Origin of the sequence: Cupriavidus oxalaticus (assembly GCF_016894385.1) — a bacterium.
GTDB lineage: Bacteria > Pseudomonadota > Gammaproteobacteria > Burkholderiales > Burkholderiaceae > Cupriavidus > Cupriavidus oxalaticus.
On record NZ_CP069812.1, the window covers coordinates 1,293,298 to 1,306,897 of the forward strand.

Sequence of the window (13,600 nt, forward strand, 5' to 3'; positions counted from 1 at the left end):
AGGCTGCTCGTATGGATACCAATCAGGAGTACCTGACCTCGCTGCTGCATTTCGACGGCAGCAACGGGGCCACGACGATCCCCGACACGTCGAAAACCGCGCTGAACAGCGTGTGCGTCGGCACCTGCGCGCTCAGCACCGCGCAGAAGCAGTTCGGCACCGCGTCGCTGAAGACCGGCAGTGCCAATGGCAACTACCTGAAGCTCGGCGCCGGCAAGACTGCCCTCGACTTCGGCAGTAGCGACTTCACCGTCGAAGCCTGGGTGTGGCCGGTCTCGCAGGGCGCTGACTACGGCGCGATCTTTGGGCGCTGGGACGACGCAAGCAGCAACAAGGACTGGTTGGTCTGGCGTGCGGCCGATGGCTCGGTCAACGTGTCGATCAACGGTAGCCAGGTGGTAACCGGTGCCGCAGGCGATCTGCCGACCGGTGCCTTCGCGCATGTGGCGCTGGTGCGCTCGGGCACCACCCTGATGGTCTATGTCGGCGGCGTCGCCAAGGGCAACGGTACGTTCTCCGGCGCAATCAATTGCGCAGTCGGGCAGGCCAACGTACTCGGCCAGTCGAACTTCTCGGCGGGCTCGACCTACCTGGAGGCGTATTACGACGATTTTCGCGTCAGCCGGGGGCTTGCACGCTACACCTCGGGATTCACGCCGCCGGCCGCCGCGTTCGAGGACTACTGGAACATCGTGCTGCTGGCGCACTTTGATAAGAGCTATCCGGCGGGAACGGGCGCTGGTCCGACGTGGCTAGACTCGTCGCGTTACTGCCGGGTGTTGTACAGCAGCTCCGCGTCGGACGCGGTCAACACCACGGTGACCAAGTTCGGAGGGGGAAGCTGCTACCACCCGGGTACCTACCTGCTCGCCCCCGACGCGCCGGAGTTGAACTTCGCCGCGAACGACTTCACCGCCGAGGGCTGGTTCTACCCGACTATCGTGGCGGCGGGGCAGGCCGGGCTGATCAACAAGCAGAACCTGGTTGGCAACTTCGGCCCGTTCGACGTGTACCGCACCGGCTCACAGGTGGCGGCGAGGCTGTCGACAACTGGAACCAGTTGGACGCACACCATCGCCGCTGCGGGTAGCCTGACGGTTAACACTTGGCATCACTTCGCACTGGTGCGACAAGGGGCGACGGTCACGCTGTACCTAAACGGCACCTCGATTGGCTCGGTATCGGTCGGCGCTGGCGTGGCGTTGGCGAACAACACCGCTTATTCGTTGGTAATTGGCGGTTATACCGGCAGCAGCTACCTGGGTGCCTACCTTGACGAGTGGCGCGTGATCAACGGCGTGGCGGCCTATACTGGCAACTTCACGCCGGCGACTGCCGCTTTCACTGATCCTCCGATGGACGTTGTGGCGACGGGGCAACTGCGCGGAGAGCGTATTCGCGCCGCGCAAGCTGCGCCCATCCCGGTGGTGAACCGCAAGGCGCCGCTGACTTCGTACGGCCCCTTCCGCCTGAAGGATGCAACCTGGGGCGGCACCGCCAGCGTCAGCGGCAACGTAACGGTGAACAACGTTGCGGCGGTACGTCGGGTATCCCTGATGGACCTGAAGTCGATGGCGATCATCAAGGCCGCTTGGAGCGACACCAACGGTGCCTACAGCTTCCCGAACATTGACGGCAGCCGCAAGTATCTGGTGCTGGGCCGCGACTACACGCAGACCTACAACGCGGTGGTGCAGGACAACATCACGCCGGTGGAGGCCGCACCGGCGCCGTTCCGACCGGCACGTCGCAAGCTGCGCTTCGTCGCCGGCGGCACCGGCCTGGGCGCCAACTACCCGGTGCTGGTCCGCGTGGCCGAGGGCGGCTCCACCAATCTGGCAGCGCTAGCGTTCTCCGGGGCCGACCTGGTCGCACCGGTGCGCTACATGCCTCGCGCCCGGGACGACGTGGCCGATATCGTGTTCACCGACACGGCCGGCAACCAGCTCGACTTCTGGATGGATGCGGTCTACGGCACGGCACCGGACCGCGTGGCCTTCTACTGGGTCAAGTTGCCCGGCGATCTCGATGCAGGGCCGGTCGAGATCTATGTGAAGTACAACACCGGCGTGACGCAGACCAAGACCAGCAACGGCGCCGGCCTGTTCCCAACGCTGTTCGACGACTTCAACGTAGGCACGCTGTCGTCGCAATGGGCTAGCAGTGCCTCCATCGCCATCAACAACTCGATCATCTCGCTGCAGGGAAACGGCTCCGCGATGTATGTGCAGTCGGTCGCCACCTTTGCGGCCGGGCTTGAGGCGCTGGGCTCCTTCACGCAGTTCGGCACGATGAACGTCGCCGGGTGGGTGACCAGCCAGTTCGGCTTCGTCAGCAGCACCGCCAATAACGCCGCCGTGGCGGCACTGGAGAACACCGGCGACCTAGCCACGCAGTCGCGCCTGAGCATCAATGCAGAAGCCACCAGTTCGGCCAACGGTCGATTCACGCCGCAGATCGGCGGGGTATTGGCGCAGCCGAGCCGGATCTCGGTGGGGCGGGCAACCGATGGCAGTTCCACCGTGGCGCTCAACGGTAATGTGTTGATGGCTCGCGCCGGCGCCGGCACAGCGGCAGCCTACCTGTCGATCCACCGCAGCGCCACCAGCGGGGGTGCCGGTATCAGCGCCTTGGACTGGGTGGCGCTGCGCAAGTACATTCCGAGCGGCCCGCCCGCCATGCAGCAGTTTCCGGAGGAATTCCTGTGACGCTCGCCTTTTCAACCACCGTGATCAATGACCGGCTCCAGGCGCTGACCCGCGCCATCGACGGCGGCTCGGGGCCGGGGCTGCTGAAGATTTATGACGGCACGCGCCCGGCAACCGGCGCCGCCGTGACCACGCAGCAGCTGCTGGCGATGCAACCGTTCAACGACCCGTCCGCTGGCAGCATCTCCGGCACCACGCTGAACCTGAGCATCGGCGCGTCGGTGCTGGCGTCGAAGACGGGCAATGCCAGTTGGGCGCGCATCACCGACAGTGCCGGTACGTTCGTCGCCGACCTGGACGTTTCTGCCTCGGGAGGAAGTGGAGAACTACAATTGAGCGCCGGTGGCACTCCGACCACCCAACTATACGAGGGCGGCGTTTTCTCCATCTCGGTGGCGACGCTGGTTGAAGCGTGAGCAATGTAGATCTCGACTTCCACAAGGCTTACACGCCCCCGTCTGGTGGGGCGGTAGACCTGAACTTCTCGCTGAACCCCGATGGTGTACTCACCGCCGGGGTTTTGGCGATGGTGCAGCCGAGTCCGACGCTGCAGATCACCGGAAACGCCCAACCCGCCACTCCGGTCGAAGGCTCCTGTACCCTGACGATCTCGTCGGTGCAGACCGTCCACCTGACCGCCAACTACGATAACAATGTGTTCCGAGGGCCGAGCGTGATTCCCGGTAGCGCCTGGCAGGCGGCCGTCCCGAATCCGGCGGACAGGTCCAGCACGTTCCAGCAGGCCGGCACTCAGCGCACCGCGCACCAGGACACCTGGCAGCCGGCCGCCCTGCAGACGGCGGAAAAAGGCAGTGGATTTGAGCAGGCGGCCACCGCGCGGACCGTGTCCGGCGGCGGGTGGCAGGCGGGCGGCCACGTCGAGCAGTTGCTGCTGTCGCGGTTCGAGTACGGCATCCGGCTGCGCACCGCGCCGCTCGACGGGTGGCAAGCCACCTTGGCTAAGCCCCGCGCCCTGACAGACGGCTTCCAGAATGGCATCCGCAAGCGCGGCGAGGCGAGGTTGCCGTGGCAGGAGACCACCCCCGCCGCGCGGGACTGGCGCTTCACCTCGCAGCAGGCGGAAAAGACCCGGTGCGCGCCGGTGATCCCCTGGCAGGAGGCTAAGCAGGCGTACTGGGCGCCGGGCGAGGTGCCGCCGGTCGAGCCGCCCGATGAAACGTACGACGGCACTGGCAAGCCGTTGGATTTCCGCTGCCTGTGGCTCGACTATGCCGGCGACGACATCCTGCTGAACTTCGCCATCGACCCGTGCCCGCCGGTAAATCCGCCGGATGGCGAAACCATCATCGTCCCTGTCAAGAGGGTCTACATCGTGATCAACGCAACTACTCTGCGCCGTGTCGACGGCAACGTCCTGATCCCCGCATTCTCGATGTCGCTGAGCATCGACGCTGATTCCTGGACATGGGGCTTCAATGCTTCGCTGCCGGCGGAAACGCTCGACGCCATCGAGCCGGGCTCGGACGGCACGCCGGTCGAACTCGAAGCGGTGATCAACGGTACTGCGTACCGCGTACTGGCCGAAAAGATCAGCCGTGAGCGCACGTTCGGTCGCGCGGCTATCCGCGTGAGCGGCAAGGGCAAATCAGGGCTTCTCGACACGCCGTATGCGCCCGTGCAGAACTTCAGCAACTCGTCGGCCGCGCGCACGGCGCAGCAGTTGGCGAACGACGCGCTGACCGTCAATGGCGCCAGCATCGGCTGGACCGTCAACTGGCAAGCAACGGATTGGCTCGTACCCGCGGGCGCTTGGTCGCACCAGGGCTCCTACGTCTCTGCACTGAACGCGATTGCCGGCGCGGCCGGGGCATACATCCAACCGCACCCGAGCCTGAAGACGCTCAACGTTCTGTCCAGGTATCCGACGGCGCCGTGGAACTGGGGTTCGGTGACACCCGACTTCGAGCTGCCGGCTTCCGTGACGACGCGCGAGGGTATTGAGTGGCTGGAGCGTCCGCGCTACAACCGCGTGTTCGTGTCGGGGCAGGGGCAGGGCGTGCTCGGCCAAGTCACCCGCACCGGCACTGCCGGCGACATCCTCGCGCCGATGATGACGGACGCGCTCATCACGCACGCAGACGCAGCGCGGCAGCGCGGCCTGGCAATCCTCGGCGACACAGGTCGACAAGCTCACCTCTCGCTGCGTCTGCCGGTGCTGGAGGAAACGGGCGTGATCCAGCCGGGTAAGTTCGTGCGGTATGTCGACGGCGGCGTGACGCGCATCGGCATCGTACGCAGCACCAGCGTCGACGTGAGCAACCCGGAAGTGTGGCAAACCATCGGAGTGGAAACCCATGTCGCTACTGCGTAATCCCTACAAAGTCCTGCGCGACCTGATGCCGGACCCTCCGCTCCAGGTCGGCACGGTCGTGTCGATCACGGGCAGTGTGGCGTCCATCCAACTGCCCGGCGGTGGCGTGGCGCAGGCCCGCGGCGAAGCGGCTGTCAACGACCGTGTGTTCTTCCGCGACGGCGTGATCGAAGGACCGGCACCAACGCTGCCCATCGTCCTGATTGACGTGTAGGCGCAATCCATCCGCAGGCGGCGTTCTGCTGCCCGCCATACGGTGTTCACCTGGACAACTTTCAGGAGGACACCGATGTTCAGCGCAATCCTTTCATTCCTCGGCGGCTCCGCATTCCGACTGATTTGGGAACAGATCAGTCAGATGTGGACCGCCCACCAAGAGCAGAAACACGAACTGGAGCGCATGCGGCTGCAGGGCGAGCTTGACGCCGCGGCGCACGAGCGCAACCAGGCGGCAATCAAACTGCAGGCGGATCTCGGCGTGCAGACCATCCGCGTGCAGGCTGAAGCGGATCTCGCGCGGCTCGATGCGACCACGTTCGGGCAGGCGGTCACCGAATCCATGAAGCCGTCTGGCATCGCACTGGTCGACACCTGGAACGGCATCGTGCGGCCGGCAGCCGCAACCATCGCGCTGATGCTGTGGTGCGTGGCGCTGAACGCGCAGGGCTTCAAGATGACCGAGTGGGACCGCGAGCTGGTGGGCGTGATCCTCGGCTTCTTCTTCGCCGTGCGCGTGCTGTCGTCGACCCGGAGCAAGGTATGACGGTCGCCGAGTTTCGCGCGCTGGCAGTCCAGGTTGCTGCTGCGCTGGCTCGGCGCTTCGAGGGGCTGTATCTGCGCCCCTACCTGTGCCCGGCCGGCGTCCCAACCATCGGCTACGGGGCGACCCGGTACCTGGACGGACGCGCGGTGACGCTGAAAGATCCGCCCATCACCCGGGTGGTCGCCGAGGTAATGCTGCTCGACCAGGTGCGCACGGTCTATCTGCCGGCGGTGCTGAGGCTCTGCCCGGGTATCGACACGCCCGAGCGCCTGGCTGCGATCATCGACTTCGCGTTCAACCTCGGGGCTGGCAACCTGAAGGCGAGCACGCTGCGCAAGCGGATCAATGCGAAGCGATGGGCAGACGTTCCGGCCGAGATCCGGAAGTGGAACCGCGGCGGCGGTCGCGTACTGCGCGGCTTGGTGCTGCGGCGCGAGGCAGAGGCAGCGTTGATATAGTCGGGGCTAACTTCTGATAGAAACGTTGCTAAACCGGGTGACAAAATTTGTCACCCATCGCACAGACAGGGTGACAAATTTTGTCACCTCTACACCCCTCTGTGGGTGACAAAATTTGTCACTTACTCGCCGTGTTCGCAGCCGCACTGACAAAAATTGTCGTTTCACCCCGGGTTTTAACTCATTCGAGGTACCTGGCACACCTCATGCTCTATTGCCTGCCAGCAGCAATTCGCTGCGTAACTTAAAATTCTTGGGGGTCAACTCATGCTGAAAAAAGCGCGGATGGGAAAACGGGTACAAAAAGGCTTCACGCTGATCGAACTGATGATCGTGGTCGCGATCATCGGTATCTTGGCGGCAATTGCTATCCCGCAATATGCTGACTACCAGCAGCGCACCAAGGTGTCCGGCGCCGCAGGCGGAATTGGGGCATTTAAGACGGCTGTTGCTATGTGTGCTCAGGACAAGGGTACGCTCACTGGTTGCGGCGGTGGTGTGGGCGACATTCCGGCGGACATCGCTGCAGCCAATGCTGGCGCAACGGTCGCGTATGTCGATCAGCTCACGACGGCCAACGGTATTATTGATGTGATTACCACCGGTACTACCTCGGCGGGCGCTAAGATGGCGCTGAAGTACACCCCTGCCTTGGCAAACGGCGTTGTGCAATGGACGATTACGGGCACTGGCTGCGATGCTACGACGCCTGGTCGTGGCATTAAGTGCGCGGCCAACTAAGCGTTTAGTTGCGAACATCGGGCGCCCGCTGTATGGGGCGCCTTTTTCTATCTGGAGTATCCGTTGACGCTGCCCATCCTACCCAGCGCAGCCGAATTGGTCGCCTCGCTGGACGAGGAACTGATCGATCTGCTGTACGAGCGCCTCAAGATGGCGGCCGAACTGCCCCCGATCGAGACGCCCGATGACGTGGCCCGGGAGGTTCAGCGCATGCGCAATCTAGCTGCGATTTATCGCGTGCCGCCGGATCTCGGGGAGGCGATGGCGCTTGCGCTAATAGAAGCGCGCAAGCAGTGGAAGGGTGCATAAAGGCAAAAAGGCCCGCCATTGCACCACATCACTCTTCGAGGGGTCATGTAGTACGGCGAGCCGCCGACGAGTCGGCATGCGTAGTGTCCAGCAATTCGCGGCGCTAGGCAATTGGCGTGTCGTCTGCGCCCAACAGCTTAACGGTCCCAGCAATGCTTCGCAGCCGGTTAGGCGCGCAGCCTTTGGCGGGCATCGGCGCTAGTGAGTGTCCTTGCTGTAGGTGTAGCGTTCGCGGATTTTGCCGTTTCGGCCGTGGATGAATAGTGCAACGCCATCCTCTTTCGCTTTTTCTGTGCCAGCGGCGACCGCCTGATCCTGCGTCAGGTATTCCGCGCTCGCTTCGTCTTCCCCCTCGACCTCGACGACCCAGCCGAACTTGCCGGTTGGGATCAAGTGGATATTGTGCGCGTGCATGGTGGCGTCCTCCATACTGTTAATAAATTACATCTAGCGCTGGTGCGCCCGGAGTGCCATCGGCGACTGTGCGAGACCGCACAGTCGGATCGTGTGCGCGTCTTTTCGTCGCCAGTCGAATTACTCGACGACGCTGGCTTCGCATTCCTTGAAGAACAGTTCATCTGGCTTGTCATCGATGCCATGAATCAGTAGGACGGCGTCGTTCTCAATTGCTATTTTCATCGCTGCAGCGATTGCTACACCCCGCGAGGCACAGGGGACATGATCCTCTGATCCCTCACAGGCCACTACCCAGCGGCGATCCTTGGTGAACATCACTTCAACTGTGGATACTGACATCGTCATCTCCGCTCGTTGTTTATATCTCCTTTCTAGGGGCAGGCGGGGGTGGGTTCTGTCGGACGCGGTCCTACATTCTTGTAGGTCACGATGAAGGTGTTGTGGTGGCTGGCTACGGACCGAAGGGGCGAGCGCCGGGCCAGCAAATGACACCACAGCTGGGTCGCGAGGGGAGGCCAGAAAAGAAAACCCCCGGACGGACCGGGGGTTCAACGGGAAGGGGACAACATGAAGTTGCGCCCGAACCGCAGTATATACATGCTCTCTGCTTCATACCACAATTGGGTGATGTATTTTTAGACATATGTTCCGAGATCTGGCGATGGTTGGCGCATCCAAGCCCGGACCACGCCGCGTGTCGTCCTCGGGCCTCCCATGACCTTCAGTAATCCTCGGCCATGCCAAATGGAGGCCGTAAGGCTACACCCAAGCGTCTCTGATGCTGTGGGCCAGTTGGGCGTGCGGACATGCGCTTTCTTTGTGGTATCGCTCTCAGATGAGTCCTCTGGCCGTCCATCGAAACGAGCCCGGGTTTCCGTTGCGTCGCCAACATTTCTACCACCTCACGCTACGTTTCTTAAATGAAACTTAGGTTAGTGCTGTACTGAACTGTGTGGGGGGGGCCGTGCACGACCGCGACTTGTTCTTTGCCGTCCTTGGGGTGATCGTGTTTTTGGGCTATCTGGTTTTCGGTGGTGTTCCGATCTACGAGCGCCTTACGGCGGGCATCAATGCTATCCATGCCATCATGCAGACAGCAAATCATGCGGGCGAAGACAGAGCTGGGCGCGTGCGCTGAACTGGGATACTGGCGCTGCCGTAGCGGACCCGCTCACCCACTTCGGTAGGCCGCGCGGTGTGGCGCGGGCGCGATCTGCGCAAGCTGTTCCTGTCCGTCTTTTGGGGGAGAGCGGTGAAAAGGCCGGGGCAGCCCGCCGGCGTTACTTCGCTGTGAACGTGGAGAGCGTTATCAAGAAGGCGGCGATTCCTCGTAACCCTGTCAGGGTCTCTGATCTCGTTGTTCACCAGCAATCCCGGTCCCGTCCCCGTCGGCGGACTGTATCGGGAAGGTTAAACAATGGACGTAAGGCTTGATATGGGCCATATGGTTGATTTGCAAGCGATGCGCGGATTTCGAATGTAGGCCAAATAGAAAAAGCCCTCGGCCGGGGTGGGCGAGGGCACAAGCATGCGCTGCGCTCAGTGTTGGCAGGGAGGGAGCGCATCCGATCACTTTATGAGGCCAGGCGCCTTGCGGCAATTAGACTTTGTGAAATTCAGAGTTAAGCGATCACGCGGCGGCGATTGCGGTGGACGCCCCTAGCACGGCGGCAGAATTGGTGCCGGGGCTTGGGTGTCATGGGTCAGCTTCTACGAGCGATGGTGGCGAGGAACTGGCGGCCTCGACCGGTAAGGCGTACGCGCCCTTGTTGGTGCGCTTGGCGGTCCATCTGTACGAGTTCTTTGCGCGCCAGGGCATTCAGGTCGGCGGGATCCAATTCGGGCGTCTCGTTGGCATCCTTAAGGAGCATCAAGGCGGCAATTTCATGTGGGCTCAGCATCTTCGTCTCCGGCGAAGGGGATAGGTTTGCATGAAGTCCGCACAGCCGAAGGCTGCGCTCGGTAATAGTCCGCCCACTTTGTGTTGACCCAAGCCGGCTCGCAACGCGGGAAACATTTTTTTACGGCATGAGCTGGGGCTGTGCGCCGCGAAAGCGCAACACCGAAATCTTCTTGTGATGTCAAGCTCGCGCGAAGTCGCTTGGCTTCGCCCCAAGCTGATCGCCGATCGCAAATCGGCGGCCATAAAAAAAGCACCATCACAGGTGCTCGGCGCTTTCAGTTGTCGTTGCACGCGGCCGAACCGGATCATTTGACCCGGTTCGGATTTGCAGGTCGCCGGCCTGCACGACCACGTTTCATATGGGGAAATGTGATCGTTTCGCTGACCTACCTTCGCTTGCTACGGGCGTGTCTCAGTCAGCACTTAAATTATAGGTCAGCCGGTAACTGCCTCAAAACTTGGTGGCCACACTAGTATGAAAGAGCGTTTGGTGGTCCAAATGCGTGCGGAGCGGACATGGTCAACTTCGAAATGGAGCAGCGGCACTTAGCCCAGTCCCAAAGGCATTTGCGGGAGGGAAGGGGACGAGTGCGGCAACAGATTAAGATGGTTCGCGCGTTACGGGCCGATGGCCAGGATCCCAGCCTGGCGATTCAGCTACTTGTGGCACTCCGCGACGCGGTCGCAGTAGGGCGTCAGCACAAAGCCCTCATAGAGGCCGCCTTGCGCGATCAGGTGGCTTACTAGCGCGGGCAGGTTTTTGCGGGGCATTGCTTCAGCGCAGCGAAAAGCGAACCGTGGTGTCGCCCAGCGCAGTCCAGCTCCCGACTGCGAGCCGCACCAGTAGACCATCGGACCAGTAGGAGAGAAAGTCCGGCCGCCAGGTCAGCGCCTGCAAGTGTCGGGCTTCCAGCCCAGTTACCACGAGCCCGCCGGCCGTGGCCGCGACCGCATCGCACGGCAGCCGCAGTTCTTCGCTGTCCTCGCCGAAGTAATGGGCTTCGAGAAAAATGGTGGTAGCCGACATGGCGCTAGTTCGCTAGCTCGGCCCGGTAGGCCGACCAGAAGTAGTGCGAATGCCGGCCGTGCCGGGCCTGCTTCTTCTCGACAAATAGGCGCACGGTCCCAAGATGGCCGGCATCCACAAGCACCTCGTGGTGGCTTGGCGCCTCGCGTGTGGCTGGGCCGAGCGTGCGCAGTCCTGCGGCAATGTGATTGCCCTGGACCTGAGCGAGAATGCCGCTCGCCCCGATTGGTGGAACCGGGTCATAGGCCGTGGTCCGAACGTGGCAGCCGGCGGCGAGTTTGCTGTTGCCCATGGCGTCGGTTCAGTTGACCCGATTCCAGGCGTCTTGGATCACGCTGAAAGTGATCGGCAACACTTCGCTGCCCGTGAAGTCGGCGGGCGTATCGTCCTTCGGGTAACCCAAAAACGGCGAGGACTTCAGCATGCGGAGCAGGTTGGACGCATGCTTGCCCGACTGGGCCACCTCGTGCATGACCTCATCTTCGATTTGGTGAATAAGCTTCCAGGTCAGGATGCCGGCGGCGCGGTGCTTGGCGACGATGGCCGGCGTGGCTTCGATGATGGACGATTCAGCGGCGTTAATGGCGTTCATGGTCGGGTGAAAGTACTGTATGGATATCCAGTATAGCGCGTGAGAGGGCGGCCTTGGGAATGCGCGAGAAATTGTCTAACTTGGCTCGAAATCTACCCGCCGAGCCGCATGCCATTGTGCTCAAAAGATGAGCAGCAAGTTAGAGGAAATAAGCTAACTTACTGTTTTTGTTACACTTCATATCTATATGGGGTGCAGGTGGTCGGAGGTTCAAATCCTCTCGCCCCGACCAGAACAAGAAACCCGCTTGGTGAAAGCCAGGCGGGTTTTTTCGTTCTCGGGGGCGGGGCTTCAGACGTTTCAGGCGTAACGCTTTGATACAGCCTGCCCGACCGGGTGTTGCTATGCTCGGTCGTCCCTTGCGCACTGTTTTCCCATGGCCCGAACGCTCCCCACTGCCATCCTCGTCCTCTCCTGCCTGATCGTTTCGCCCGTCTCTCATGCCGGCGGCGAGTACAAGGAAAAATTCCGCAGCGGCCCTTGCAAGATCGAGCGCGAGGTCAAGCGGGATGGCGAATACAAGGAGGTGCGCAAGTGCAAGGATGGTCCGCGCGGCTATGAGCGCAAGGAAAAGTACCGCGACGGGCCGTGCCTGATCGAGCGTAAATGGGATGACGACGGCGAGTATGAAGAGAAGGTCGAATGCAAGCGTTCATGAATACGCGACCTTTGCCGCAGCCGTTTCCGCATTGCACTGGCGATGGCGGGCTTGCGCTGACCACATGGCCGTAGGCGCGCAGGCGCTCGGCGGCGGTGCCGCAAAAAGGGCAGTTGGCAGTTTCGGGTGACATGGGACACCGGAAAGATACTGTATGAATGTACAGTGTGACGCTGCTGCGCGCACCCCGCCGCGCGGGCTGTTTTTTTGCCGCGCGCGCTATCGCGAGAGCCGGCGCAGCAGGGTGTCATGCCCGCTTGCCAGGCCCGCAAGCGCGGCCGCATCGGCCAGTTCGAAGTCGCTGAACTGGAAGGCCGGTGCCACGGTACAACCGACCAGCGCAAAGTCGACGCCGTCTCCCAGGTCCACGCGTTCCGCGGCAAACCACCGGCCGGCGGGCACCATCGCCTGGAAGGACGCGCCGGTGTGGCGCAACGGATCGCCGAGACGCTGCGTGACGATGCCGCCGTCGGCGATGCTGTGCACTGCTACCGGCGAGCCGGCGTGGAAGTGCCACAACTCGTCGGAACGGATCCGGTGCCACGCGGAATAATCGTTGCCGCACAGCATGTAGTAGATCGCCGTGCTGGCTTCGCGCGTACGCTGGTCGGCGCACACGATGCGTTCTTCGCTGCGGTAGGTCTCGCGATAGAAGCCGCCTTCCGGGTGCGGCTTCAGTGCAAGCGTGCGGATCAGTTCGTTGGCGGCAAGGCTGTGGGCTGGCATGTGGACGTTGGCGTGGCATGGTGCAGGCGGAAGCCATAGCTTAAAGCAGGGCGAAGCGTGCCTGTGCGGGGCCAACCAGCGCGGGGCGGCTGACCGGGTAGCGGTGGCGCGTGCCATGCGCTTCGAACGAGAGGAAATCGGGCGTCCAGCGCAGCGACCGGAGCAGGTCGGGCTCGATGCCGTGGACGATGATGGCGCCGGCGTCAATGCTGACGCTGCCGCAGGGCAGGCGCAGGGATTCCGCATCGTCGCCGAAGTAGAAGGCCTCAAGCAGGATGGAATCGGATTGGTACAGGGGCATATGGCAAGGACCATGCGGCAGCGCGGCCAAGGCAGGACGCCTGTCGGATAACTGTATGGATATACAGTATAGTCGCCGCCTGCGGTCCGGTCACGCTCCAAATTCTTGTTTCCGCGCGGCGTGCGCCGCCAATGGCCTCTTTCCGGATTGGTATAACCTTGGAAGCAATACCGTGCACGCTGCCTGCGGTTTTGCGCAGGTGACAGGATGGCCGGCAGGGGCCGCTGACAGGGGATGCCGATGGCGCAGTGTGGAAGCAGGGCTTGCTGGTTTGGCCTGGGCGTGGTGCTCGGTGTGGCGCTGGGCAGTGCCTGCGCGACATTGCTGCGGGCAAGTCCGGCGCGAGGCAGGCCGGACTCGCGTGCGGATGCACCGGTGGTGCCATCCGATGCCAGCGCCGACCGTGCGCTGACCGATGACGCGACCGACGTGGTCGAGTATCGCGGCTTCGTCATTCACGTTTTTTGCCACGCGCTGGGGCCGGGCCGTTTCAAGGCGTTGTGCGATATTTGGGAGTCTGGCGCCGTCGTGCTGGAAGGCGGTGCGCCGCCGACCACGCATGCCACGCCGGAGGATGCCCGCGCTGCGGCGATTTCATGGGCGCGGCAATGGGTGCAACGCAATGGTTGAGGGGGCCGCTATCGAGGCCCTGATTTTCAATTTTC

19 protein-coding genes are annotated in these 13,600 nt (G+C 62.6%); 11 read left to right on the plus strand and 8 right to left on the minus strand.

Annotated elements, in window-relative coordinates:
* The first annotated feature begins 11 nt into the window (after window positions 1-11).
* The 8 genes from JTE92_RS18415 (at window position 12) to JTE92_RS18450 (ending at window position 7,311) form a co-directional block, all read left to right on the plus strand.
* Window positions 12-2,708, plus strand: coding sequence for a DUF2341 domain-containing protein (locus JTE92_RS18415; RefSeq protein WP_063238575.1), 2,697 nt, complete (start codon window positions 12-14; stop codon window positions 2,706-2,708).
* A complete protein-coding gene (locus tag JTE92_RS18420) occupies window positions 2,705-3,124 on the plus strand; it encodes a hypothetical protein (protein ID WP_063238576.1) in 420 nt (139 codons plus the stop codon). Before JTE92_RS18415 ends, JTE92_RS18420 begins: the two co-directional genes overlap by 4 nt.
* Window positions 3,121-5,040, plus strand: coding sequence for a hypothetical protein (locus tag JTE92_RS18425; protein WP_147318557.1), 1,920 nt, complete (start codon window positions 3,121-3,123; stop codon window positions 5,038-5,040). The genes JTE92_RS18420 and JTE92_RS18425 overlap by 4 nt, the downstream gene beginning before the upstream one ends.
* Window positions 5,024-5,254: a hypothetical protein gene (locus tag JTE92_RS18430; RefSeq protein ID WP_306431138.1), complete on the plus strand. Its 231-nt coding sequence runs from the start codon at window positions 5,024-5,026 to the stop codon at window positions 5,252-5,254. Before JTE92_RS18425 ends, JTE92_RS18430 begins: the two co-directional genes overlap by 17 nt.
* A gap of 75 nt (window positions 5,255-5,329) precedes the next feature.
* The gene (locus JTE92_RS18435; protein WP_063238578.1) at window positions 5,330-5,803 is read left to right on the plus strand and encodes a hypothetical protein; all 474 of its coding nucleotides are present in this window, start codon (window positions 5,330-5,332) and stop codon (window positions 5,801-5,803) included.
* Window positions 5,800-6,261 carry a lysozyme gene (locus tag JTE92_RS18440; RefSeq protein ID WP_063238579.1) on the plus strand — a complete coding sequence of 154 codons (462 nt, stop codon included), beginning with the start codon at window positions 5,800-5,802 and terminating at the stop codon, window positions 6,259-6,261. The genes JTE92_RS18435 and JTE92_RS18440 overlap by 4 nt, the downstream gene beginning before the upstream one ends.
* A 285-nt stretch (window positions 6,262-6,546) precedes the next feature.
* The gene (locus tag JTE92_RS30715) at window positions 6,547-7,002 is read left to right on the plus strand and encodes a pilin (protein ID WP_116386768.1); all 456 of its coding nucleotides are present in this window, start codon (window positions 6,547-6,549) and stop codon (window positions 7,000-7,002) included.
* Window positions 7,003-7,065: 63 nt separating this feature from the next.
* A complete protein-coding gene (locus tag JTE92_RS18450; RefSeq protein WP_063238580.1) occupies window positions 7,066-7,311 on the plus strand; it encodes a hypothetical protein in 246 nt (81 codons plus the stop codon).
* 198 nt (window positions 7,312-7,509) lie between these two features.
* Here JTE92_RS18450 and JTE92_RS18455 read toward each other — a convergent pair whose 3' ends face one another.
* Both JTE92_RS18455 and JTE92_RS18460 read right to left on the minus strand, forming a co-directional pair.
* On the minus strand, window positions 7,510-7,725 hold the full coding sequence (locus tag JTE92_RS18455; RefSeq protein ID WP_063238714.1) for a DUF2188 domain-containing protein: 216 nt from the start codon (window positions 7,723-7,725) through the stop codon (window positions 7,510-7,512).
* A gap of 120 nt (window positions 7,726-7,845) precedes the next feature.
* Complete coding sequence (locus JTE92_RS18460; RefSeq protein WP_147318558.1) at window positions 7,846-8,067, minus strand: DUF2188 domain-containing protein; 222 nt, start codon at window positions 8,065-8,067, stop codon at window positions 7,846-7,848.
* Between the two features lie 625 nt (window positions 8,068-8,692).
* On the opposite strand from JTE92_RS18460, the gene JTE92_RS18465 reads away from it, so the two are divergent.
* Window positions 8,693-8,866, plus strand: a complete 174-nt coding sequence (locus tag JTE92_RS18465) for a hypothetical protein (protein ID WP_157096920.1) — start codon at window positions 8,693-8,695, stop codon at window positions 8,864-8,866.
* Window positions 8,867-9,431: 565 nt separating this feature from the next.
* On the opposite strand, the gene JTE92_RS18470 is transcribed toward JTE92_RS18465, so the two are convergent.
* The 4 genes from JTE92_RS18470 to JTE92_RS18485 form a co-directional block, all read right to left on the minus strand.
* Entirely contained in the window at window positions 9,432-9,629 is a 198-nt protein-coding gene (locus tag JTE92_RS18470) for a hypothetical protein (RefSeq protein WP_063238583.1), read from the minus strand.
* A 777-nt stretch (window positions 9,630-10,406) separates the two neighbouring features.
* Window positions 10,407-10,658, minus strand: coding sequence for a hypothetical protein (locus JTE92_RS18475; RefSeq protein ID WP_063238585.1), 252 nt, complete (start codon window positions 10,656-10,658; stop codon window positions 10,407-10,409).
* 4 nt (window positions 10,659-10,662) lie between these two features.
* Entirely contained in the window at window positions 10,663-10,950 is a 288-nt protein-coding gene (locus JTE92_RS18480) for a hypothetical protein (protein WP_063238586.1), read from the minus strand.
* A gap of 9 nt (window positions 10,951-10,959) precedes the next feature.
* Window positions 10,960-11,250: a DUF2471 family protein gene (locus JTE92_RS18485; RefSeq protein ID WP_063238587.1), complete on the minus strand. Its 291-nt coding sequence runs from the start codon at window positions 11,248-11,250 to the stop codon at window positions 10,960-10,962.
* A gap of 376 nt (window positions 11,251-11,626) precedes the next feature.
* On the opposite strand from JTE92_RS18485, the gene JTE92_RS18490 reads away from it, so the two are divergent.
* Window positions 11,627-11,908, plus strand: a complete 282-nt coding sequence (locus tag JTE92_RS18490) for a hypothetical protein (RefSeq protein ID WP_063238588.1) — start codon at window positions 11,627-11,629, stop codon at window positions 11,906-11,908.
* Between the two features lie 219 nt (window positions 11,909-12,127).
* On the opposite strand, the gene JTE92_RS18495 is transcribed toward JTE92_RS18490, so the two are convergent.
* A complete protein-coding gene (locus JTE92_RS18495) occupies window positions 12,128-12,634 on the minus strand; it encodes a cupin domain-containing protein (RefSeq protein ID WP_063238589.1) in 507 nt (168 codons plus the stop codon).
* A gap of 40 nt (window positions 12,635-12,674) precedes the next feature.
* Window positions 12,675-12,935, minus strand: coding sequence for a hypothetical protein (locus tag JTE92_RS18500; RefSeq protein ID WP_063238715.1), 261 nt, complete (start codon window positions 12,933-12,935; stop codon window positions 12,675-12,677).
* A 240-nt stretch (window positions 12,936-13,175) separates the two neighbouring features.
* Between JTE92_RS18500 and JTE92_RS18505 the strand changes: the two genes are divergently transcribed.
* A complete protein-coding gene (locus JTE92_RS18505) occupies window positions 13,176-13,565 on the plus strand; it encodes a DUF6566 family protein (protein WP_063238716.1) in 390 nt (129 codons plus the stop codon).
* Window positions 13,566-13,600: the final 35 nt, after the last annotated feature.